This is a genomic window from Streptomyces sp. NPDC059166, from assembly GCF_042755185.1.
Classification (GTDB): Bacteria; Actinomycetota; Actinomycetes; order Streptomycetales; family Streptomycetaceae; genus Streptomyces.
Genome location: NZ_JBHZCI010000002.1, coordinates 133,066 through 154,725, shown reverse-complemented (window position 1 = coordinate 154,725; position 21,660 = coordinate 133,066). Strand labels below are relative to the sequence as shown.

General features: G+C 71.1%; 15 protein-coding genes and 3 tRNA genes. 11 read left to right on the top strand and 7 right to left on the bottom strand.

Annotated elements, in window-relative coordinates:
* Positions 1–2 precede the first annotated feature (2 nt).
* Both cutA and ACFXOA_RS02125 read left to right on the top strand, forming a co-directional pair.
* Positions 3–341 carry a divalent-cation tolerance protein CutA gene (gene cutA, locus ACFXOA_RS02130; protein WP_385021090.1) on the top strand — a complete coding sequence of 113 codons (339 nt, stop codon included), beginning with the start codon at positions 3–5 and terminating at the stop codon, positions 339–341.
* The gene (locus tag ACFXOA_RS02125; RefSeq protein ID WP_385021087.1) at positions 338–799 is read left to right on the top strand and encodes a gamma-glutamylcyclotransferase family protein; all 462 of its coding nucleotides are present in this window, start codon (positions 338–340) and stop codon (positions 797–799) included. The genes cutA and ACFXOA_RS02125 overlap by 4 nt, the downstream gene beginning before the upstream one ends.
* Here ACFXOA_RS02125 and ACFXOA_RS02120 read toward each other — a convergent pair.
* Positions 762–2,837, bottom strand: a complete 2,076-nt coding sequence (locus ACFXOA_RS02120) for a molybdopterin oxidoreductase family protein (protein WP_385021084.1) — start codon at positions 2,835–2,837, stop codon at positions 762–764. The two genes, ACFXOA_RS02125 and ACFXOA_RS02120, sit on opposite strands and share 38 nt — an antisense overlap.
* A gap of 67 nt (positions 2,838–2,904) precedes the next feature.
* Complete coding sequence (locus ACFXOA_RS02115) at positions 2,905–3,630, bottom strand: vancomycin high temperature exclusion protein (RefSeq protein ID WP_385021081.1); 726 nt, start codon at positions 3,628–3,630, stop codon at positions 2,905–2,907.
* Positions 3,631–3,808: 178 nt separating this feature from the next.
* On the opposite strand from ACFXOA_RS02115, the gene ACFXOA_RS02110 reads away from it, so the two are divergent.
* From ACFXOA_RS02110 to ACFXOA_RS02090, 5 genes are all read left to right on the top strand, one after another.
* Complete coding sequence (locus tag ACFXOA_RS02110; RefSeq protein WP_385021078.1) at positions 3,809–4,717, top strand: sirohydrochlorin chelatase; 909 nt, start codon at positions 3,809–3,811, stop codon at positions 4,715–4,717.
* A gap of 35 nt (positions 4,718–4,752) precedes the next feature.
* Positions 4,753–6,063 (top strand): deoxyguanosinetriphosphate triphosphohydrolase, encoded by a 1,311-nt coding sequence (locus ACFXOA_RS02105; protein WP_385021075.1) that lies wholly within the window; start codon positions 4,753–4,755, stop codon positions 6,061–6,063.
* A gap of 120 nt (positions 6,064–6,183) precedes the next feature.
* The gene (locus tag ACFXOA_RS02100; protein WP_385021072.1) at positions 6,184–7,443 is read left to right on the top strand and encodes an NAD(P)/FAD-dependent oxidoreductase; all 1,260 of its coding nucleotides are present in this window, start codon (positions 6,184–6,186) and stop codon (positions 7,441–7,443) included.
* A gap of 96 nt (positions 7,444–7,539) precedes the next feature.
* Positions 7,540–9,450: a DNA primase gene (dnaG, locus tag ACFXOA_RS02095; protein WP_385021069.1), complete on the top strand. Its 1,911-nt coding sequence runs from the start codon at positions 7,540–7,542 to the stop codon at positions 9,448–9,450.
* 249 nt (positions 9,451–9,699) lie between these two features.
* Positions 9,700–10,776 carry an RNA polymerase sigma factor gene (locus ACFXOA_RS02090; RefSeq protein ID WP_385021067.1) on the top strand — a complete coding sequence of 359 codons (1,077 nt, stop codon included), beginning with the start codon at positions 9,700–9,702 and terminating at the stop codon, positions 10,774–10,776.
* Positions 10,777–10,861: 85 nt separating this feature from the next.
* Here the strand turns inward: ACFXOA_RS02090 and ACFXOA_RS02085 are convergent, their stop codons facing one another.
* From ACFXOA_RS02085 to ACFXOA_RS02070, 4 genes are all read right to left on the bottom strand, one after another.
* Positions 10,862–12,784, bottom strand: coding sequence for an ABC transporter ATP-binding protein (locus tag ACFXOA_RS02085; protein WP_385021064.1), 1,923 nt, complete (start codon positions 12,782–12,784; stop codon positions 10,862–10,864).
* Positions 12,784–14,517, bottom strand: coding sequence for an ABC transporter ATP-binding protein (locus tag ACFXOA_RS02080; protein WP_385021061.1), 1,734 nt, complete (start codon positions 14,515–14,517; stop codon positions 12,784–12,786). Before ACFXOA_RS02080 ends, ACFXOA_RS02085 begins: the two co-directional genes overlap by 1 nt.
* 351 nt (positions 14,518–14,868) lie before the next feature.
* Entirely contained in the window at positions 14,869–16,317 is a 1,449-nt protein-coding gene (locus tag ACFXOA_RS02075; protein ID WP_385021059.1) for an FGGY family carbohydrate kinase, read from the bottom strand.
* A 130-nt stretch (positions 16,318–16,447) separates the two neighbouring features.
* Positions 16,448–16,750, bottom strand: a complete 303-nt coding sequence (locus ACFXOA_RS02070) for a YtxH domain-containing protein (RefSeq protein WP_385021056.1) — start codon at positions 16,748–16,750, stop codon at positions 16,448–16,450.
* 181 nt (positions 16,751–16,931) lie between these two features.
* Here ACFXOA_RS02070 and ACFXOA_RS02065 point away from each other — a divergent pair.
* The 4 genes from ACFXOA_RS02065 to ACFXOA_RS02050 all read left to right on the top strand — a co-directional run bounded on the left by ACFXOA_RS02065 (position 16,932) and on the right by ACFXOA_RS02050 (position 18,880).
* A tRNA-Asn gene (locus ACFXOA_RS02065) sits at positions 16,932–17,004 on the top strand.
* A gap of 5 nt (positions 17,005–17,009) precedes the next feature.
* A tRNA-Asn gene (locus tag ACFXOA_RS02060) sits at positions 17,010–17,082 on the top strand.
* Between the two features lie 213 nt (positions 17,083–17,295).
* Positions 17,296–17,372 (top strand) — tRNA-Ile (locus ACFXOA_RS02055).
* Positions 17,373–18,052: 680 nt separating this feature from the next.
* Positions 18,053–18,880: a glycoside hydrolase domain-containing protein gene (locus ACFXOA_RS02050; RefSeq protein ID WP_385021053.1), complete on the top strand. Its 828-nt coding sequence runs from the start codon at positions 18,053–18,055 to the stop codon at positions 18,878–18,880.
* Positions 18,881–19,116: 236 nt separating this feature from the next.
* Here the strand turns inward: ACFXOA_RS02050 and ACFXOA_RS02045 are convergent, their stop codons facing one another.
* Positions 19,117–21,180 (bottom strand): N-acetylmuramoyl-L-alanine amidase, encoded by a 2,064-nt coding sequence (locus tag ACFXOA_RS02045; RefSeq protein ID WP_385021413.1) that lies wholly within the window; start codon positions 21,178–21,180, stop codon positions 19,117–19,119.
* Between the last annotated feature and the right edge of the window lie 480 nt (positions 21,181–21,660).

The following is a 21,660-nucleotide window of genomic DNA, read 5'->3' as shown; positions in this document are numbered from 1 at the left end:
CGATGGCCGAACCCGCATGCCTGACAGTGCTGACCACGACGGACAGCGAGGAGAAGGCCCGCGACCTGGCCAGGAGCGCCGTCGAGGCACGGCTCGCCGCCTGCGCCCAGGTGTCCGCGCCGGTCACCTCCGTCTACCGGTGGCAGGACGCCGTCGAGACCGCCGAGGAGTGGCAGGTGCTCCTGAAGACGACGGCCGAGCGCTACGACGAGCTGGAGGCCCACCTCCTCGCGGCCCACGACTACGCGACGCCGGAGATCATCGCCCTCCCGGTGGTGCGGGGCAGCGAGCGCTACCTCGGCTGGGTGGCAGCCGAGACGGCACCGACGGCGGAGCTGTGACAGAGCTTCCCTTCTTCGTCTACGGCACCCTGCTTCCGGGCGAGCACAACCACGACCGGTTCCTGAAGGGCCGCACGGCCGGCGAACGCCCGGCCGTCCTGCCGGACGCCCTCCTCTACGAGGGCCCCGGCTACCCGTACGCGACCGGGGGAGACGGGACCGTGCGCGGCGCGCTGGTCACCGCCGCCCCCGGCGCGTACCGGGAACTGCTCGCGGACCTGGACGGCCTGGAGCAGTACCTGGGGCCGCGGCATCCGCGCAATCTGTACGAGCGGGTGGCACGCCCCGTCCTGTCCGCCGCCCCGGACTCCGCCCGGACGGGCGCCGAGGACCCCGCACGGGCATGGGTCTATCTCGCCGCCCCCGCCGTCGCCCGTTCCCTGGCCGCCGGCGGCACGCTCGTACCGGGCGGCGACTGGCTCATCCGGCGGCCTCCACCCGCACGGCGCACACCTTGAACTCCGGCATCCGCGACACCGGATCCAGCGCGGGGTTCGTCAGGGTGTTGGCCCGGCCCTCGCCCGGCCAGTGGAACGGCATGAACACCGTGTCCTGCCGGATCGCCCCGGTGATCCGGGCCGGGGCCACCGCCCGCCCGCGCCGCGAGGTGACAGCGACCCGCTCGCCCTCGGCGACCCCGATCCGCTCCGCGAGCCGCGGATGCAGCTCCACGAACGGGCCCGGCGCGGCGGCGTTCAGCTCGTCCACCCGTCGTGTCTGCGCCCCCGACTGGTACTGCGACACCACCCGCCCCGTCGTCAGCACCACCGGGTACTCCGCGTCGGTCTCCTCGGCGGAGGCCCGGTGCGCGACCGGCACGAACCTGGCCCGCCCGTCCTCCGTCGCGAACCGCTCCAGGAACAGCCGGGGCGTCCCGGGGTGCTCCTCGTCCGGGCAGGGCCAGAACACCCCGTCCTCCGCCTCGATCCTGGCGTAGCTGACCCCCGCGTAGTCGGCGGGCCCGCCGGCCGACGCCCGGCGCAGCTCGTCGAAGACCTCCTCCGGATCCGCCGGGAAACCCTTCCCGTGCCCCAGGAGCCCGGCCAGCCCGTTCAGCACCTCCAGATCGCTGCGGACCCCCTCCGGAGCGGAGACCGCGCGCCGCCGCAGCAGCACCCGCCCCTCCAGGTTGGTCGTGGTCCCGTCCTCCTCCGCCCACTGGGTCACCGGCAGCACCACATCGGCCAGCGCCGCTGTCTCCGACAGGACCACGTCCGCGACCGCCAGGAAGTCCAGCGACCTCAGCCGCTCCTCCACATGCCCCGCGCGCGGCGCCGACACCACCGGGTTGGACCCCATGACCAGCAACGACCGCACATCCCGCCCCAGCGCATCCAGCAGTTCGTACGCGCTGCGCCCCGGCCCCGGCAGCGAATCGGGGTCGACTCCCCAGACCTCCGCGACATGACGGCGCGCCCCGGGGTCGGTGAGCTTGCGGTATCCGGGCAGCTGGTCGGCCTTCTGGCCGTGCTCCCGCCCGCCCTGCCCGTTGCCCTGGCCGGTCAGGCAGCCGTAACCGGACAGCGCCCGGCCCGCCCGGCCCGTGGCCAGGCAGAAGTTGATCCACGCCCCCACCGTGTCGGTGCCCTTGGCCTGCTGCTCGGGGCCCCGGGCGGTGAGCACCATCCCGCTGTCCGCCCCGCAGAACATCTCCACGGCGGCGCGCAGCTGGGGCACCGGAACCCCGGTGAGACGCTCCACAAGCTCCGGCCAGTGCGCCATCGCACCCGCCCGGGTCTCGTCCCAGCCGCTCGTCCGGGTACGGACGAAGTCCTCGTCCACCCGCCCGTCCGCCACGACCAGGTGCAGCATGCCGAGCGCGAGGGCCAGATCCGTGCCCGGCCGGGGCGCCAGGTGCAGATCCGCCTGCTCGGCGGTCCTGGTCCGCCGCGGATCGATGACGATCAGCCGGCCGCCGTTCTCCTTCAGCTCCGTCAGATAGCGCAGCGCGGGCGGCATGGTCTCGGCGAGGTTCGAGCCGACCAGGATCACGCACCCCGTCCGCGGGATGTCCTCCAGGGGGAACGGCAGCCCCCGGTCGAGACCGAACGCCCGCTGGTGCGCGGCCGCCGCCGACGACATGCAGAACCGGCCGTTGTAGTCGATCTGCGAGGTGCCGAGCACCACCCGGGCGAACTTCCCGAGCGCGTAGGCCTTCTCGTTGGTGAGCCCGCCCCCGCCGAACACGCCCACGGCGTCCGGGCCGTGCTCCGCCCTGGTACCGCGCAGCCCGTCCGCGATCCGCTCCAGCGCCTCCTCCCAGGTCGCCGGCGCCAGTTCGCCGCCCGCGTCACGTACCAGGGGGGCCGTCAGCCGCACACCGGCGCGGAGCACGGCGGGCGCGGTGCGCCCCTTGCCGCACAGGGCTCCCCGGTTGACCGGGAAGTCGGTACGCTCGACCACCTCGACGACGGTGCCGTCGTCGACCGGGCGCAGCTTCATGCCGCACTGGAGCGCGCAGTACGGGCAGTGGGTGGACGTCTCGGTGCGGGCCATGCGCCCAGCCTGCGAGGCGGGTATTACGGGCACCGCCGTGTCCGGTTACGCCACCGGTACGCGCACCTCAGCCCGCCCGGGGGCCCGCGGTGAGGTCGTCCTCCAGCGCCTTCGTCACCCCGTCCTCCCGGGGGCCGAGGAAGTGCGGATCCGGCCGGAACACCACGTCCAGCAGGGCCTTGCCCGCCGCGAACACCTCGCGGGCCCCGCCGTAGTACCAGGTGACGTCGTGTACGTCGTCGACCCCGACGCCGTAGGCGTCGATCCCGGCGGACCGGCACAGGGCGATCGCCCGCCTGATGTGGAACCCCTGGCTCACCAGGACCGCCCGGTCCACGCCGAACACCCGCCTGGCCCGGACACAGGAGTCCCAGGTGTCGAATCCCGCGTAGTCGCTCACGATCCGGCCGTCCGGCACCCCGCGGGCCGTGAGGTACGCGCGCATGGCGTCCGGTTCGTCGTACTCCACCCGGCTGTTGTCCCCGGTGACCAGGACGACCCGCACCTTGCCCGACCGGTACAGCCCGGCGGCCGCGTCCAGCCGGTGTGCCAGGTAGGGCGACGGGCGGCCGTCCCACAGCCCCGCCCCGAACACCACGGCGACCTGCCCGGCAGGGGCGTCCGCGGCCGTCCGCACGCGGGCGCCGGCCGTGGTGTGCAGCCAGGCCGCGGGCAGCAGCGCCACGGCGCAGACGGCCATCAGCGCCTGCACCAGCCGCCGCGGCCTCGCGCGGGCAGGCCACCGCGGCACCCTCCAGGCCCACGGCCCCGTCCATCGTGCTCGCGACCCCATGTGACGCCCCCGTGCTCGTGCCGGAACTCCCGCAGGAGGTGACGTACGCGGCGCGCGGATGGTTCACGCCCGGTGTGAACGAAACCTGACGGCACCGGACCCCGCAGGGTGAGGGCGAGGCAAAGCCCCGTCACCGGTGCGAAACGGCCCGGCAACGTCGGCCCGGCACCATCGGTGGATGACGGAGACGGCACCGGAAGACCCCCGAGAGCCCCTGCCCCTCGACAGCACGGCGCAACTCCTCACCCGCATCACCGCCCAGCTGGGCAGCCAGCTCGGCCTCGTCTCCCTGAACGGAGCCCGCCGGCCCATGCACCGTACCCACGGCTCAGCCGCCCCCACCCTGGTCGCCGTCGCGCACGGCAGCCGCGACCCGCAGGCCCTGCGCACGGTCCTCGAACTGCTGGACCGGGTGCGGGAACTGCGGCCCGGCCTGGACGTCCGGCTCGGCCACATCGAGCTGAACGAACCCCTGCTGCCCGACACCCTCGACGGCATCGGGCAGGGCGAGGCGGTGCTCGTGCCGCTGCTGCTCGGCCGCGGCCACCACGTCCGGCACGACCTGCCGCTCGCCGCGGCCGCCGCGGCCCACCTGCGGACCCGCGTCGCGGCCCCGCTCGGACCGCACCCCCTGCTCGTCGAGGCCCTCCACGAACGCCTCCTGGAGGCCGGCTGGCGAGACGAGGACGGCACCCGCCGGGACACCGCGGTGGTGCTCGCCGCCGCCGGATCGCGCGACCCCGACTCGGACACCGACGCGCGCCGAACGGCGGCCCTGCTGAGCGACCGCCTCGGCGGCGTACCGGTCGTACCCGCCTACGCCTCGGCCGCCGCGCCCGACGTGCCCGCCGCCCTGCGGGCCCTCGCGGCCCGCGGCCGCCACCGCACCGCCGTCGCCTCGTACTTCACCGCCCCCGGCCGCTTCGCGAAGGTCACGGCCGCCGCCGCGCCGGGCGTCGCCGCCGCACCGCTCGGGGCGCACCCGGCGATGGCGCGCCTGGTGCTGCACCGCTACGACCAGGCGGTCGCCGCGCCCGCGACCGCGCGCGAGGCGCTGACGCACCCGCACCTCCTGGCCTCCGCCTGACCCTTGTCGTCAGTCCACCGGGCTAATGTCGTGGGATGGACGGTACGCACGATCTCCGTGACACGACCTACGGCACCGCCGACGCCGAGCGCTGGGACACCGAGCCCGACAAACGGCCCGGCCGCTCCGCGTTCCAGCGCGACCGGGCGCGGGTGCTCCACTCCGCCGCCCTGCGCAGGCTCGCGGGCAAGACCCAGGTCGTCACCCCGGGCACCCGCGGCCGCGTGTGGGACGCCAGCCCCCGTACCCGTCTCACCCACTCCCTGGAGTGCGCCCAGGTCGGCCGGGAGCTGGGCGCCGTCCTCGGCTGCGACCCCGACCTCGTCGAAGCGGCCTGCCTCTCCCACGACATGGGACACCCCCCCTTCGGCCACAACGGCGAACAGGCCCTCAACGACTTCGCGGCGGACTGCGGCGGCTTTGAGGGCAACGCCCAGTCGCTGCGCCTGCTCACCCGGCTCGAACCCAAGCGTTTCGTCCGCGACCTCCGGGGCGGCGAGCCCGTCAGCGTCGGGCTCAACCTGACCCGGGCCGCCCTGGACGCCGCCACCAAGTACCCCTGGCCCCGCGGCGGACACCCCACGGACCCGGAGTCACCGAAGTTCGGGGTGTACGAGGACGACCTGCCGGTCTTCGGGTGGATCCGCGAGGGCGCCCCCGAGGGGCGTACCTGCTTCGAGGCCCAGGTCATGGACTGGTCCGACGACGTCGCCTACTCCGTGCACGACTTCGAGGACGGCCTGCACGCCGGGCACATCGACCCCGGCTGCCTGTTCTCCGAAGCGGAACGCGCGGAGATCTGGGCCGTCGCCGTCGGCCGGTACGTCCCCGCGGACACCGACCCCGGGGAACTCGCCGAAGCCCTCGACCGACTCACCGCCCAGGTGTGGTGGCCGCACGGCTACGACGGCACCGCCGTCGCCCAGGCACGGCTGAAGGACGCGACGAGCCAGCTCATCGGCAGGTTCTGCCTCGCCGCCGAGGCCGCGACCCGCGCGTCGTACGGACCGGGCCGCCTGCGCCGGTACACCGCACAGCTGATCGTGCCCCGCGAGGCGCGCAACGAGTGCGCCGTGCTCAAGGCCGTCGCGGACCGTTACGTCATGCAGCGCGCCGAGCAGGAGTCCATCCGCGCCGAACAGCGGATCGTCATCGCCGAGCTCGCCGCCGCACTCACCGCCCGGGCGCCCGAAGGGCTGGAGCCGCAGTTCCACGCCCTGTACGCCACGGCGCCCGACGACAGGGCCCGCAAGAGGGTCCTCGTGGACCAGATCGCCGCGCTCACCGACGCCTCCGCGCGTTCCCTTCACCGAACACTCACGGGGGCCCGGCAGACTGGACCTTGACCGGGCCACATGCCAGCGGCGGTGACCGGATCGCGGCACACCCTCTTTCGCCATCACGCTGCGTGCGGGACGCTCGCAGGGTGGTGGCGCAGCGCAGCACCAGTACCGAGGAGGCATCAAGTGGTCGACGCACATCGGACGTTCGTGATCGTCGGTGGAGGACTCACCGGAGCGAAGGCGGCCGAGACACTCCGGGCGGAGGGCTTCAGCGGCCGGGTGATCCTCATCGGCGACGAGCGCGACCATCCGTACGAGCGGCCTCCCCTGTCCAAGGGGTACCTGCTCGGCAAGGAGGGGCGGGACGCCACCGCCGTCCACGAGACCGCCTGGTACGCCGCCGAGGACATCGAGCTCCATCTCGGCCAGACGGTCACCTCCATCGACCGGGCCGGCCGTTCCGTGCAGCTCGGCGACAACACCGTCGTGCACTACGACAAGCTGCTCCTGGCCACCGGGGCCGAACCGCGCCGCCTCGACATCCCCGGCACCGAACTGGTCGGCGTCCACCACCTGCGCCGGCTCGCCCACGCCGACCGGCTGCGGGGCGTCCTCACCGCCCTCGGCAGGGACAACGGCCACCTGGTGATCGCCGGCGCCGGGTGGATCGGCCTCGAGGTCGCCGCGGCGGCCCGGGAGTACGGCGCCGAGGTCACCGTCGTCGCCCCCTCGGCCACCCCGCTGGAGCACGTCGTCGGCCCGGAGATCGGCCAGATCTTCACCGAGCTGCACGCCGAGCACGGCGTCCGCTTCCACTTCGGCGCCCGGCTGACCGAGATCACCGGCACGGACGGCCTGGTCCTCGCCGCCCGCACCGACGACGGCGAGGAGCACCCCGCGCACGACGTGCTCGCCGCGATCGGCGCGGCGCCGCGCACCTCGCTCGCCGAGGCCGCGGGACTGGAGACGGCGGACCGCTCGCAGGGCGGCGGTGTCGTCGTCGACGCCTCCCTGCGCACCAGCGACCCGGACATCTACGCCGCCGGGGACATCGCCTCCGTGGACCACCCGCTCTTCGGCGGCCGGCTGCGGGTGGAGCACTGGGCCAACGCCCTGAACAGCGGCCCGGCCGCCGCGAAGGCGATGCTCGGCCAGGACGTGACGTACGACCGGGTGCCGTACTTCTTCTCCGACCAGTACGACCTCGGCCTCGAGTACTCCGGCTGGGCACCGCCCGGCTCGTACGACCAGGTCGTCATCCGCGGTGACGCCGGCAAGCGCGAGTTCATCGCCTTCTGGCTGAAGGACCGCAGGGTCCTCGCCGGGATGAACGTGAATGTGTGGGACGTCACCGAGAGCATCCAGAAGCTGGTCACCGCCGCCCGCCCGGTCGACCCCGAGGCCCTCGGCGACCCCTCGGTGCCGCTGGAATCCCTGCTCTGACCGCCCGGCGCCGCCCCGGGGACGGGCCGGGGCACCCGGGACGGGCCCCCGGTGCCTGCCCGTCCCGGAGGCCGGCGTCACCCGTAGACTTCACACGTGGCAGGCAGGATCAATGACGACGACGTGAAGGCGGTCCGGGACGCGGTCCCGATCGACGCCGTCGTGTCCGAGTACCTCCAGCTGCGCAACGCCGGCGGCGGCAACCTCAAGGGGCTCTGCCCCTTCCACGACGAGAAGTCCCCCTCCTTCCAGGTCAGCCCCGGCAAGGGCCTGTTCCACTGCTTCGGCTGCCAGGAGGGCGGGGACACGATCGCCTTCGTGATGAAGATCGATCACCTCACCTTCTCCGAGACGGTCGAACGCCTCGCCGCCAAGGCCGGCATCACCCTGCGGTACGAGGAGGGCGGCTACAACCCCTCCCACCAGCGCGGTGAACGCATCCGGCTGGTCGAGGCACACAAGATCGCCGCGGATTTCTACCGTGAGCAGCTGAACGGCCCCGAGGCCGAGATCGGCCGGAGGTTCCTCGCCGAACGCGGTTTCGACCAGGAGGCCGCGGCCCACTTCGGCGTCGGCTACAGCCCCGCGGGCTGGGACCACCTCACCCGGTTCCTCCGCGGCAAGGGCTTCAGCGACAAGGAACTCGTCAGCTCCGGGCTCTCCCAGGACGGCCGCAGAGGTCCCATCGACCGCTTCCGCGGCCGGCTGATGTGGCCCATCAGCGACACCTCCGGCGACATCGTCGGCTTCGGCGCCCGCAAACTGCGCGACGACGACAACGGCCCGAAGTACCTCAACACCCCCGAGACCTCGATCTACAAGAAGTCCCAGGTGCTGTACGGCATCGACCTGGCGAAGAAGGACATCGCCAAGGCGAGCCGCGCCGTCGTCGTCGAGGGCTACACCGACGTCATGGCCTGCCACCTCGCCGGGGTGACCACGGCCATCGCCACCTGTGGCACGGCGTTCGGCAACGACCACATCAAGATCCTCCGCAGGCTCCTGATGGACAACGGCAGCGCCAGGGTGATCTTCACCTTCGACGGCGACGCCGCCGGGCAGAAGGCCGCGCTGCGCGCCTTCGAGGACGACCAGAAGTTCGCCGCCGAGACCTACATCGCGATCGCGCCCGACGGCATGGACCCGTGCGACCTGCGGCTCGCCAAGGGCGACGACGCCGTCCGCGACCTCGTCGAACCCCGCACCCCGCTCTTCGAGTTCGCGCTCCGCCAGATCGTCGCCCGCTACGACCTGGAGACCCCGGCCGGCCGCGCCGCCGCGCTCGACGAGGCCGCCCAGGTCGTCGCCAAGATCAAGACCAGCAGCGTGCAGCGCGAGGTGGCGGTCCAGCTCGCCGGGTTCATCGGCATCCTGGACCAGGAGTTCGTCGTCCACCGGGTCAACCAGCTCGCCCGCTGGGCCCGCGACCGCGGCGAGCGCGGCCCCGCCCCGGGCGGCCCCACCCGCGGCCGTCCCGCGCAGCCGCAGGCCCAGGCCGCCCCGAAGGCACCCACCGGACCCGCGCTCAACCTCCGCAGCCCCGCCCACCGCACCGAGCGCGAGCTGCTCAAGCTGGCCCTGCAGAAGCCGGCCCTGGTCTCGCCCGCCTTCGACGCCTACGGCGCCGACGAGTTCACCGCCCCGCCCTACGCGGCCGTACGCCAGTGCATCGCCGAGGCGGGCGGCGCCGAGCAGGGGCTGGCCGAGACCCGCGACTACCTGGTCAACGTGCTGGACGCGGCCCCCGACGACACCGTGCGGGCCCTCGTCACCGAACTCGCCGTCGAGGTGTTCCACGGCAAGACCATCGACGAGACGTACGCGGGCATGCAGCTCGTCCAGGTGCGCCTGCGCGCCGTCGACCGCAGGATCGCCGACGTCCAGGGCAGCCTCGCCCGCCTCGGCAGCAACGTCGCCCCCGACCACCTGGCCGCGGCGCAGAACGAGGTCTGGATCCTCCAGCAGTACGCCCAGTCGCTCCGCGGCCACGGCGCCGCCGCGCTGTAGGGCCCGCACGAGCCCGCCGGGCGTCGCCGCCGGCCCCGTCCGGTCCCGCATCGAGGGCGGGCGCGGCCCCCGCGCCATGATCAGCGCCCCGTCACGGGCCGGACGCAAAAAGTCACCGCACGCCCCTCGTGGCGGCGATGTGTCGTACCCCACACTGGATGGCGGTGCCTGAGTCATCGGAGCGCGGCGGTCCGCCGAGGGCGGACCTGCACCCCGCGATCCGGCAGCGATCACCTGGAGGTCGCCCCCGTGCAGACCCGGACCGTGCCGATCACGACCGAGCTCGTCCCCGCGATTCCCGCGCAGAACCGCGCCGCACACCACCCGGAGACGCCGGGTGCGCCCGAACCGGTGCTGGAGGAACCGGTGGAGCCCCCCGGGCTCCCCGAGCCGCGGAGCCACACCGACTCCGGCGGCGCCTCGTCCGACCTCTTCCGCCAGTACTTACGCGAGATCGGGCGGATCCCGCTGCTCAGCGCGGCCGAGGAGGTGGAGCTCGCCCGCCGGGTCGAGGCGGGACTCTTCGCCGAGGAGCGGCTCGCCCGCACCCCCGACCCGGACTCCCGGCTCGCCTTCGACCTGGACCGCCTCGTGGTCATGGGACGGATGGCCAAGCGCCGGCTCATCGAGGCCAACCTCCGCCTCGTCGTCTCCGTCGCCAAGCGCTACGTGGGCCGGGGCCTGACCATGCTGGACCTGGTCCAGGAGGGGAACCTCGGGCTGATCAGGGCGGTCGAGAAGTTCGACTACGCGAGGGGGTACAAGTTCTCCACGTACGCCACCTGGTGGATCCGGCAGGCGATGTCCCGGGCGCTCGCCGACCAGGCGAGGACCATCCGGGTGCCGGTGCACGTCGTCGAGCTGATCAACCGGGTGGTCCGCGTCCAGCGCCGCCTGCTCCAGGAGCGCGGCTACGAGCCCACCCCCGAGGAGGTCGCGGCACAGCTCGACCTGACGCCAGAGCGGGTCGGGGAGGTGTTGCGCCTCGCCCAGGAACCCGTCTCCCTGCACGCCCCGGTGGGGGAGGAGGACGACGTCGCCTTCGGTGACCTCATCGAGGACGGCGACGCCGCCTCCCCCGTGGAGACCGCGGCCTTCCTCCTGCTGCGCGAACACCTGGAAGCGGTGCTCGCCGGCCTGGGGGAGCGGGAGAGGAAGGTCGTGCAGCTGCGGTACGGGCTGGAGGACGGGCGGCCCCGCACGCTCGAGGAGATCGGAAGGATCTTCGGCGTGACGCGCGAACGCATACGCCAGATCGAGTCCAAGACGCTCGACAAGCTGCGGGACCACGCCTACGCGGACCAGCTCCGCGGCTACCTCGACTGAGGGCCGCCGGCGGTCAGCCGACCTCCGCGCAGTCGACCTGCGCGCAGCCGGTCTCCCCGCAGCCGACCTCCGCCGGCGCCCCGGCTCAGTCGACCTCCGCCAGCGCCTCGGCGAACTGCGCCGCGTACAGCCGGGCGTAGGCGCCCTTCGCCGCGAGCAGATCGTCATGGGTGCCCTGCTCGACGATCGACCCGTTCTCCATCACCAGGATCACGTCCGCGTCGCGGATGGTGGAGAGGCGGTGCGCGATCACGAAGCTGGTACGCCCGTGGGCCAGCCTCGCCATCGCCTTCTGGATCAGCACCTCGGTACGGGTGTCGACCGAGCTGGTGGCCTCGTCGAGCACGAGGATCACCGGGTCGGACAGGAACGCCCGCGCGATGGTGATCAGCTGCTTCTCACCGGCGCTCACCCCGGTGCCCTCGTCGTCGATCACCGTGTCGTAACCGTCGGGCAGGGTACGGACGAAGCGGTCGGCGTGAGCGGCCCGCGCCGCCTCCTCGATCTCCTCCCGGGTCACCTCACGCGAGGCGCCGTAGGCGATGTTCTCCGCGATCGTGCCGCCGAACAGCCAGGTGTCCTGGAGCACCATGCCTATGCCGGACCGCAGTTCGTCGCGCGACATCCTCGCCACATCGACCCCGTCGAGGGTGATACGGCCGCCCGTCACCTCGTAGAACCGCATCAGCAGGTTGACCAGGGTCGTCTTGCCCGCCCCGGTCGGCCCGACGATCGCGACCGTGTGGCCCGGTTCGACGCTCAGCGAGAGGTCCTCGATGAGCGGCTTCTCCGGGTCGTAGCGGAACGACACGTTCTCCAGCGCGACACTGCCGCGCAGCTCCTCGGGACGCTCTGCCGGAACCGGGTCCGGCCCCTGCTCCTCGGCGTCCAGCAGGCCGAAGACCCGCTCCGCCGACGCGATGCCCGACTGCACCAGGTTCGCCATGGAGGCGACCTGTGTCAGCGGCATCGAGAACTGCCGCGAGTACTGGATGAACGCCTGCACGTCACCGATCGACAGCGAGCCCGAGGCGACCCGCAGCCCGCCGACCACCGCGACCAGCACGTAGTTCAGGTTCGACACGAACATCATCAGCGGCTGCATGATCCCGCTGTTGAACTGCGCCTTGAACCCCGCCTCGTACAGCGCCTCGTTCTGCTCGGCGAAGTCCTTCGCGGACTCCTCCTGACGCCCGAAGACCTTCACCAGGGTGTGCCCGGTGTACATCTCCTCGATGTGGGCGTTGAGCTTGCCCGTCACCTTCCACTGCGCCACGAAGTGCGGCTGCGACCGCTTGCCGACCTTCGTCGCGACGAACACCGACAGCGGGATCGTCACCAGGGCGACCAGCGCGAGCAGCGGCGAGATCCAGAACATCATGATCAGCACGCCGACGATGGTCAGCAGCGAATTGATGAGCTGACCCATCGTCTGCTGCATCGTCTGGGAGATGTTGTCGATGTCGTTCGTCGCCCGGCTCAGCACCTCACCGCGCTGCTGCCGGTCGAAGTAGGACAGCGGAAGCCGCGACAGCTTCGTCTGCAGGTCCTCGCGCAGCTGGAAGACGACCCGGTTGATCACCCGGATCGACAGCCGGGTCGAGACCAGCATCAGCAGGCCCGCTCCCACGTACACCAGCAGCGCGGCCAGCAGGACGGTGCCCACCGCTCCGAAGTCGATGCCGTGGCCGGGGGTGAAGTCCACCCCGCTCAGCATGTCGGCGAGCCCGCCGTTGCCCTGCTCACGCAGCCCGTCGACGGCCTGCTGCTTCGTCGTGCCGTCCGGCATCTGCCGTCCGACGACACCCGCGAAGATCAGGTCCGTGGCCCCGCCGAGGATCTTCGGCCCCACCACGGAGAGCGCCACACTCAGCGTCCCCGCGCCCAGCATCAGGTACAGCGAGGACTTCTCCTTGCTGAACCGCCTCAGCAGCCGCTTGCCCGACCCCTTGAAGTCCATGGACCGCTCGGTGGGCCCCGCCATCATCCGTCCGCCCGGCCCGGCCATCAGGCGGCCTCCGCTTCCGTCAGCTGGGAGAGCACGATCTCCCGGTAGGTTTCGTTGCCGTCCATCAGCTCGTGATGGGTCCCCGTCCCGACGACCTGGCCCTCGTCGAGCACCAGGATCCGGTCGGCTTCACGGATCGTGGACACCCGCTGCGCCACGATCACCACGGTCGCCCCAGCCGTCTCACGGGACAGGGCGCCGCGCAGCGCGGCGTCCGTCGCGTAGTCCAGGGCCGAGAAGGAGTCGTCGAAGAGGTAGATCTCCGGGCGCTGCACGAGCGTCCGCGCGATCGCGAGACGCTGCCGCTGGCCTCCGGAGACATTGGTGCCGCCCTGCGCGATCGGCGCGTCCAGACCGTGTTCCAGCCGCTCCACGAAGTCCTTGGCCTGCGCCACCTCCAGCGCGTGCCACAGCTCCTCGTCGGTCGCGTCCGGATTGCCGTAGCGCAGATTCGTCGCGACGGTCCCCGAGAAGAGGTACGGCTTCTGCGGGACCAGACCCACCGTCCTCGCCAGCAGCACCGGATCCAGCGTCCGTACGTCGGTGCCGTCGACCAGCACCTCGCCGGCCGTGGCGTCGAACAGCCGGGGCACGAGCCCGAGCAGCGTCGACTTCCCGCTGCCCGTCGACCCGATGATCGCGGTCGTCTCACCCGGCCGCGCCACCAGGCCGACCGAACGCAGCACCGGCTCCTCGGCACCCGGGTAGCGGAACTCCGCGTCCCGGATCTCCAGATGCCCGTGCCTGAGCAGCTTCGTGACCGGGGCGGTGGGCGGCACCACACTCGAATCGGTCTCCAGGACCTCCTGGATGCGCTCGGCGCACACCTCGGCGCGCGGCACCATGATGAACATGAAGGTGGCCATCATCACCGACATCACGATCTGCATCAGATACGCCAGGAACGCGGTGAGCGCCCCGATCTGCATCCCGCCGCTGTCGATGCGGTGCGCCCCGAACCAGACCACCGCGATGGACGACAGGTTCACCACCGTCATCACGGTCGGGAACATCAGGGCCATCAGCCGGCCCGTCGACACCGCGACATCGGTCAGCTCCGTGTTGGCGCCCCGGAAGCGCTCCTCCTCGTAGCGGTCCCGGATGAACGCCCGGATGACCCGGTTGCCGGTGATCTGCTCACGCAGCACCCGGTTCACCGTGTCCAGCCGCACCTGCATCATGCGGAACAGCGGCCGCATCCGGCGGACGATCAGGCTCACCGAGATACCGAGGACCGGCAGCACCGCGAGCAGGACCGCCGACAGCGGGACGTCCTGGCCGAGCGCCATGATCACGCCGCCCACACACATGATCGGCGCCGAGACCATCAGGGTGAACGCCATCAGGACCAGCATCTGGACCTGCTGCACGTCGTTGGTCGTGCGGGTGATCAGCGAAGGCGCACCGAAGCGCCCCACCTCGCGCGCCGAGAACGACTGCACCTTGCCGAACACCGAAGCCCGCACGTCGCGCCCGAGCGCCGAGGCCGTCCGGGCGCCGTAGTAGACCGCCCCGATGTTGCAGACGATCTGCATGACGCTCACCGCGATCATCACGGCGCCGTACTGCAGGATGTAGCCCGTGTCCCCCTGCACGACACCGTTGTCGATGATGTCCGCGTTGAGGCTGGGCAGGTAGAGGCTGGCACAGGTCTGCAGGAGCTGGAGCGCCACCAGCAGCACGATGGACTGTCTGTACGGACCCAGATAGGTCCGCAGGATTTTTATGAGCACGCGTGTCTCTCGGTCGGCGAGGGCAAAAGGGGCCGGTCCATACTCCGGTACGCCCCACCCCGGCGGCCAACGCTTTTGCCCAAACCCAGGTCAAATTCCCGGCGTGCGAGCTCCGGACCTCGGCGGGCGGCCTCCGCGGGCGGCCTCCGTGCCGAGGGTCCCGGCGTACCGCCGCGCCTGCGAGCCCCCTGCGCGCGGGCGCGATCCCGGCCACGCGGGCACCAGGAGTGCACCGCCCCGGGGGTGCCTCACGTCCGGGTGTGCGGGTCCCCGCCGTGTGCGTCGGAGAGCGCCGCCCCCGGGCGCCTCACGTCCGGGTGTGCGGGTCCCCGTGCCCGCGAGCGCCGGCCCTCACGCGTCCGTACCGAAAGCCCCGGGGTGGATCTGGTCCCGGGTCGCGCCGTACTGCTGGCGCACCGCGCGCCCGACGGGGAGCTCCTCACCCGGCTCCAGCACCTGCGCCGCCGCACCCCGCCAGGCCGGGGGTGTACGCGGGTCCAGCGTTCCCTGCGAGACCCCGAGCGCCCACGCCGCCTGTCGTGCCGCACCCAGCGCCGCGTACTCGGCGGGCTGCGGCACGACGACCTGGCTGCCCAGGAGGGCGGGAGCGATCTCCTGCACGGCGGGCAGCTCGGCCGCCGCGCCCAGCAGGAAGACCCGCCGCACCTCCACGCCCCGGCCTCGCAGCACGTCGAGCGCGTCGGCCAGCGAGCAGAGCATCCCCTCGAAGGCGGCCCGCGCGAGGTGCTCCGGCTTCATGGATTCGCGTCGCAGCCCGCTCAGCGTGCCCGCGGTGTGCGGAAGGTGCGGGGTGCGCTCGCCCTCGAGGTACGGCAGCAGGACGAGCCCCGACGCCCCGGGGGTCGACTTCAGGGCCAGCGCGGAGAGCTCGTCCAGACCGCCCTCCAGGTCGAGCATCTCGGCGGTCCCGCGCAGCGCGCGCACCGCGTTCGACGTGTGGACCACCGGCAGGTGCATCCCGGTCGCGTCGGCGAATGAGGTGATCATCCCGGTCGGGTCGGCCAGCGCCTCGTGGTGCACGGCCATCACCGAACCCGAGGCCCCCAGCGACACGACGGCGTCACCCACGGCGACCCCCAGCCCGAATGCCGCGGCCATCGTCTCGCCGGTGCCCGCCGAGATCAGCAGCCCCTCGGGAGTGGTCCCCGCGGCGTCGGCCGGGCCGAGCACCTCGGGCAGCTGCGCCTGATGGCCGAGTGCGAGCTCCACCAGATCGGGCCGGTAGGAAGCGGTACCCGCCGACCAGTAGCCGGTGCCCGACGCGGCACCTCTGTCGGTCGTCCTGCGGGCGGGCCTGCCCAGGAGCTGCCACACCAGCCAGTCGTGGGGCTGCAGCACCGCGGCGACCCGCTGCGCGTTCTCCGGCTCGGTCCGCGCCAGCCAGCGCAGCTTCGCCACCGGCTGCGCCGCCTGCGGAACGGCCCCGACCGCCTCGGCCCAGGACTGCCGCCCGCCCAGCCCGTCGATCAGATCGGCCGCGGCGGCCTGCGCCCGCCGGTCGTTGCCGAGCAGCGCGGGCCGGACGAGGTTGCCCTGGTGGTCCAGCGGCACCAGACCGTGCTGCTGGGCGGACACGCCGATGGCCTGGACGCCTTCGAGCAGCCCTCCGGAGGCCGCCTCACCGAGTGAGAGCAGCCACGCCTGCGGATCGACCTCGGAGGCCTTCGCCTCGACCGGGTGCGCGGCGTATCCCTGCCGCAAGACCTCACCGGTGTCGGTGTCGCAGACGACGATCTGTGTGAAGGCGGATGAACTGTCCAAGCCGGCCACTATGCCCATGGGCACGATTCTGCCGCACGCGCGGACCGTTCCCGTAACGCCGTCGTCGCGGTCCTGTCCCGCCCCCGCACCGCCGCGCCCCCGCCCGGCCCGTTCCCGCACCGGGCGGCACCCGGCACGGGCACGGGCCTCAGGTGTTGGTGGTGCCCCAGTCGTCGCTGCCGTTCTGGCCGCTGCGCTCACGCAGCGAGCGCACCCGGTCGGAGACCGAGACGGGCACCTTGTCCCCGACCTTCTCGCTCACCGAGTGGTACGCCTTGCCGGCGAAGTCCCGGCCGCCGTGGGCGGCGGACTCCGCCGCGTTCCGCACGGCCGGGTTCTCCGAGAACCGCTGCGCGGCCTTCTTCATCTGCTCGTAACGCTCGCGCCCGGCCCGCGTGCCGAGCACGAATCCGAGGGCCACTCCGGCGATGAACGTGAGTCGGTACCGCATGGCTGCCAGCCTTCCTTCGCTCCGTGCGACGTGTGCTGCCCGCCTACCCGCGGACACCCGAGATCACCCCGGGGGATACCGATTGGCGGAGCACCCCCCTGCTTGCGCTAATGTATGTGTCGCAGCGAACGCGCGCCGCTCGGCTTCAGCCAGGCAGGTGCGAATCGCGGCACCGCAGCAATCCCCTGTAGCTCAATTGGCAGAGCAGCCGGCTGTTAACCGGCAGGTTACTGGTTCGAGTCCAGTCGGGGGAGCGCGATCCCCTGTAGCTCAATTGGCAGAGCATTCGGCTGTTAACCGGAGGGTTACTGGTTCGAGTCCAGTCGGGGGAGCGATAGGGAAGAGGGCCCCTCGGGGCCCTCTTCTCGTGTGCCCGGAGACGGAGGGGCCGCGACTCTTTCGGGGTGATTCCTCACGACCCGGAACCGGGCAGCACGCTGCACTGTCTTCATGGTCACGCGAAGCCGACCATCCGCAGCAGGAGATCGTATGACCGGCTATGCTGCGGCAGACGGCGCGTACACGTGTACGCGCCACGCCGTGGAGGGGCGGTAGCTCAGCCGGTTAGAGCAGCGGACTCATAATCCGTCGGCCGTGGGTTCGAGTCCCACCCGCCCCACCAGTTTCACCCTGCGGAAACGTTCTGACCTGCGGAAACGTGGTGTCGGAGGTGTTTTGCGTGTGGTGTTTGACTCACGGGGGTGTGGCGAACGCGGGTCCTCGCGCATCGAAGATGAGCTCTGAACGGCTTTGACCTGGGGTTTTTAGCGAAGCCTTCGTGGGAGCGTCGTGGAATGGTCCCACCCGCCCCACCGCGTGGAGTCCTTGCCCGGCACATTCTGCGGTCCGAAGCGCTGTGGGCGAGGGGACCCTCGCTTGTAAGCGGTCTGCGTGACGTCACTGGTCGGCCGAGGAAGTACTTTCTCCTGGCCTGAGCGGGCTGGAAGCTTGGCCTCGGGGGAGCGAGAGAGGGTCTCGCGTGGTCCCTGTCCTTCCGGCCTCCGTTGCGTTCGTAGCCGCAGAACTCTCCCTGGCGAGCCGGCGATGTCCTGCTCGGTTCGTCGACGTGGGAGAAGAGCGGTAGGCGAGAGGCATTTCGCTGTCACGCGGAGTCTTGCGTCCGTCTCGATCACGACACCCGTGTCGGCTACTGTGCGATGCGCTCCGGACTTTCGGAGCCCAGTCGTTGCGCCACTGTCGGCGCGGCGCTGCACCCGGGACCTAGTCAAGCCTCTGCCAGAGGGCGGACCACTGTCCCGGGTTGTCGGATGCGGCCACGGGCCGCACTGAATGGGGTGGGGAATGTCCAGACATCGGCTGTCCAGGAAGAGCCGTTACATCGCATGGGCGACCACGGGGGTCGTGGTGGTCACGGGTGCCGGGTTCGCGGCACAGACATCCATGGCCGCTACCGCCTGGCCGGCGCAGAAGACGTACACCGGTCGGGCGTTCGACACGTGCACCGCGCCTTCGCTCAGTGCGATGAAGGCGTGGCGCACGGGGTTCTACGGCGCTGCCGCCGTCTACATCGGCGGAAAGAACCGTGGCTGCGCCCAGCCCAACCTGACCAAGTCCTGGGTGAAGTCGGTCAACGCCACCGGATGGAAGCTCATCCCGCTCTACGTTGGCGCGCAGCCGCCCTGCCAGAAGAGCGCGAACCCGGAGAGGTTCACCGCTTCCACGGCTGCCGCCGTCGGCGCGAGCAACGCCAGGGACGCGGTGGCCAAGGCGTCAGCGCTCGGGATGAAAGCCGGCAGCCCGATCTACCTGAACATGGAGTCGTACGACATCACCGACAAGGCGTGCAACGACGCCACCCTCACCTACGTGCGCTCCTTCACCAAAACGCTGCGCAACGCGACTTACCGGGGCGGGTTCTACGGTTTCAGCAGTTCCAGCGCTGCGGCCATTGCCACCGCCACGAACAAGACGGACCTGCCGGGCAACCTCTGGTACGCACTGTGGGACAAGAAGAACACGACCACCACGGACTGGCCGTGGAAGCCGACCCAGTACACCAACCACAGCCGCGGCCACCAGTACATGGTCAACAGCAAGGAAAAACGCGGCGGTTACACGATCACTGTTGACCGCAACGCATGGGACGCCCCGGTCGCGATCATCGGCTGATGGAAGCGCGTGGTCGTTGACACGCTTCAAGGTGCGGGTCCGGTCGGTGCGGTGCAACCGGGCAAGACCTTGACGGCTTGGACGCGGAAGACTGACGCGTGCAGGCCGGGATCGGGATTCAGGCCGCCGCCCCCGTCCTTGGCCCTACGAGAGGGGCCAGGGACGGGGGCGGCGGTATCCAGCCCTTCCGATGCGCTTGCCGGACCGCACGGTCCTGGCTGCGCGTTCGCGGTCGGCTACTTGAGGTAGACGAGGCCGTCGGTGGTGATGGTCGGGCGGCCGGAGGTACCTGCCACTACGACCTTGATGGTGTGCTTCGCACTGCTGGACCAGGTTTTGGTCCAGATGACGTCGCGGTACTTGGTGGTGGACGACTTCAGGTCGACGGTCGCCGCCTTGACGCCGTCGACGTAGACGTGCGCCTGGCCCGATGTCGCGGCGCGGGAGACTGTCCAGGCTGCTGACCGGCCGGTGAACGTCCAGGTGAGTGAGGCGTTCTTCGAGCTACTGGAATACGACTTGCCGCCCAGGTAGTTGGTCGATGACTTGGCTGCCCACGTGCCGGACTTCGTGGCTGTCGTCTCCTGCAGGATCACCGGGGTGGCGGAGACGGATGCGGAGGCGGCGTTTCCGGCGTAGTCGTATGCCGTCATCTTCCATGCGGTCGCGGTGGCGGACTTGGTCGCATGTGACGCGCTGGTCGTGGTGGGTCCGTAGGTCTTCGCCAGCGGTGAGACCAGGCGCACCTCCTTGAGAGCCGCGCTGTCGGTGGCCTTCCAGCTCAGCTTCAAGGGCACGGCGGTGGTGTTCACGGTGCCGGTGCGCAGGCTCAGGGCTGGTTTGGTGGTGAAGGTGGGGGCGGTCGTCTCGGCGATGACGGTGGTGGAGGTGCTGGTCGTCCTCTTGCCCGAGAGGTGGGTGGCGCGCACAGCCACAGTGTGGGTTCCGATGGTGAGGGTGGCTTTCGCCGAGGTGGACGTACCGGCGGTCGTCGCGACGGATTTGCCGTCGACCAGGAGCTCGTACTGCTTGATCAGTACGGCAGGGGTGGTAGTGGACCAGTTCACCGTGACGCCGGCCTTGGTGTAGTGCTTGCCGCCCGAGAGGCCGGTTCCGGTGAGGGACTTGACGGTCAGGCCGGTGACGGGGCCGGCCGCCAGGGTGCGGATGGTGGCGAGCTGGTTGTAGAACGCGTCGCCGGGGCACTGCGTGTTGTATCCGTCGCGATGGCCATGGATGACGGGGAAGGGCAGTTGCGCGCCCTTGGCCCAGCTCTTGCGGAAGTAGTTGGTGCCGGCATCGCCTGCGGTCAGTGCGGTGGTGCCTGCGGGGTCCACGCCGTACTGTCCCAGTTTCCACGCGGCGATCCGGGCGACGGAGAGCAGCGCGGCCTGGGAAGGGGCGGTGTCGGTGTAGGTGCCCAGCACGGAGATGCCGACGGTCTCCGCGTTGAAGCCGTAGGCGTGGGCGCCCTGGACGGGCCGGTCGATTCCGCCCTTGCGGCCTTCGTAGACGGTGCCGCACTTGTCGACGAGGAAGTTGTATCCGAGGTCTTTCCAGCCCAGTTGCTTGACGTGGTAGGCGTAGATACCGCGCACGACTGCCGGGGCCTCTGCGCACGTGTAGGTGTTGGACTCGGCGGTGTGGTGCACCACCACCGCCTTGATCTTGCCGCCGGCCAGGTAGCCCGGTTCCTCCGGACTGATCGACTCATCGGCACCCCAGCCGGCACGGGAGGTGACGGGCGGCTGCGGCATGGTGCTCGGCGGGGCGGTGGGTCCTGTGTCGGTCGGGGTCGGGGCCGTGGGGGCCGGGGTTGCGGACGCCGACGGCGTGCCAGGCTCGGCAGGGGGTGACTCGGGAGCCGAGGGCGACTCGCTTACCGGCGGTTCGGTGGAAGGCTCCTGGTCGGCGGGGTCTTGGGTGCCGGGGGAGACGCTGGGCTGCGGCTCGGCGGATTCGGAGGGGTCGGCGGTCGGTGCGTCCGTCTCCTCGACCGCGAAAGCCGCGGGCTCCATGGCACTCACGTCGCCGGTCCCCGGATCCACCATGTCCAGCCGCAGACCGGCCGGCAGCCCCGCCGACGATTTTCCGTTCGAAGCCACACGGGCCTCGACGCCGTCGGACGGTCCCACCCAGGCCGGTTCGGTGCCGCCGCGGGCAGCTCCGTTCTCCCCTTGCCCGCTGTCCCCGTCCAGCTCCAGCCACGGCAACCACTCCCCGGTCGTCAGGGAACGGGTACGGACTTCGACCCTCCCCGTGACTCGGGCGCCGGGATCGGTCCAGGTCACGCCCAGCATGCTGAACCGCTCTGCGTCACGGCGTGCCAGGGAGGCACCCGTCCCGTCGTCAGCGTTCCGCAGGTGCATGGTTGTCGCGTGGGCCGTGACGGGCTTCGAATCGCTTCCCCTGGCGACGCCGTTCTCCGTATGGCCAGTTACTCCTTGAAAGATCAGGACCCCGGTCAGTCCGGTCACCACGGCCGCAGCCGTTCCCCATATTCGACGCCGCTTCACGCAGCCCCACCCCTCGCTCAGTCACCCTGCGACCCCACACGGGGCACGTACTTCACAGGTTCGACCAGAACGTACACCGTCAACTGGCCCGCATACTCAACTGATTCGAATGATCAGGTGTGAATTCACAAAAGCGGGGTAGACGCTTCTATTTTGGCGATGCAAAGTGACGGAGTTCACATCACCCTTCGCGAGCAGTCCGTCGCTCTCAGGTGCATCTGTCTGAGTTCGTGATCTTTTCCTCCTCGTTACCTTCATATTTGC

Coding starts and splice junctions, on each gene's coding strand:
- ACFXOA_RS02105 (WP_385021075.1), top strand. CDS start 4,753: ATGGACGGTACGCACGATCTCCGTGACACGACCTACGGCACCGCCGAC.
- ACFXOA_RS02120 (WP_385021084.1), bottom strand. CDS start 2,837: ATGGCCCGCACCGAGACGTCCACCCACTGCCCGTACTGCGCGCTCCAG.
- ACFXOA_RS02075 (WP_385021059.1), bottom strand. CDS start 16,317: ATGGGCATAGTGGCCGGCTTGGACAGTTCATCCGCCTTCACACAGATC.
- cutA (WP_385021090.1), top strand. CDS start 3: ATGGCCGAACCCGCATGCCTGACAGTGCTGACCACGACGGACAGCGAG.
- ACFXOA_RS02085 (WP_385021064.1), bottom strand. CDS start 12,784: ATGGCCGGGCCGGGCGGACGGATGATGGCGGGGCCCACCGAGCGGTCC.
- ACFXOA_RS02110 (WP_385021078.1), top strand. CDS start 3,809: ATGACGGAGACGGCACCGGAAGACCCCCGAGAGCCCCTGCCCCTCGAC.
- ACFXOA_RS02115 (WP_385021081.1), bottom strand. CDS start 3,630: ATGGGGTCGCGAGCACGATGGACGGGGCCGTGGGCCTGGAGGGTGCCG.
- ACFXOA_RS02050 (WP_385021053.1), top strand. CDS start 18,053: ATGTCCAGACATCGGCTGTCCAGGAAGAGCCGTTACATCGCATGGGCG.
- ACFXOA_RS02070 (WP_385021056.1), bottom strand. CDS start 16,750: ATGCGGTACCGACTCACGTTCATCGCCGGAGTGGCCCTCGGATTCGTG.
- ACFXOA_RS02045 (WP_385021413.1), bottom strand. CDS start 21,180: ATGCTGGGCGTGACCTGGACCGATCCCGGCGCCCGAGTCACGGGGAGG.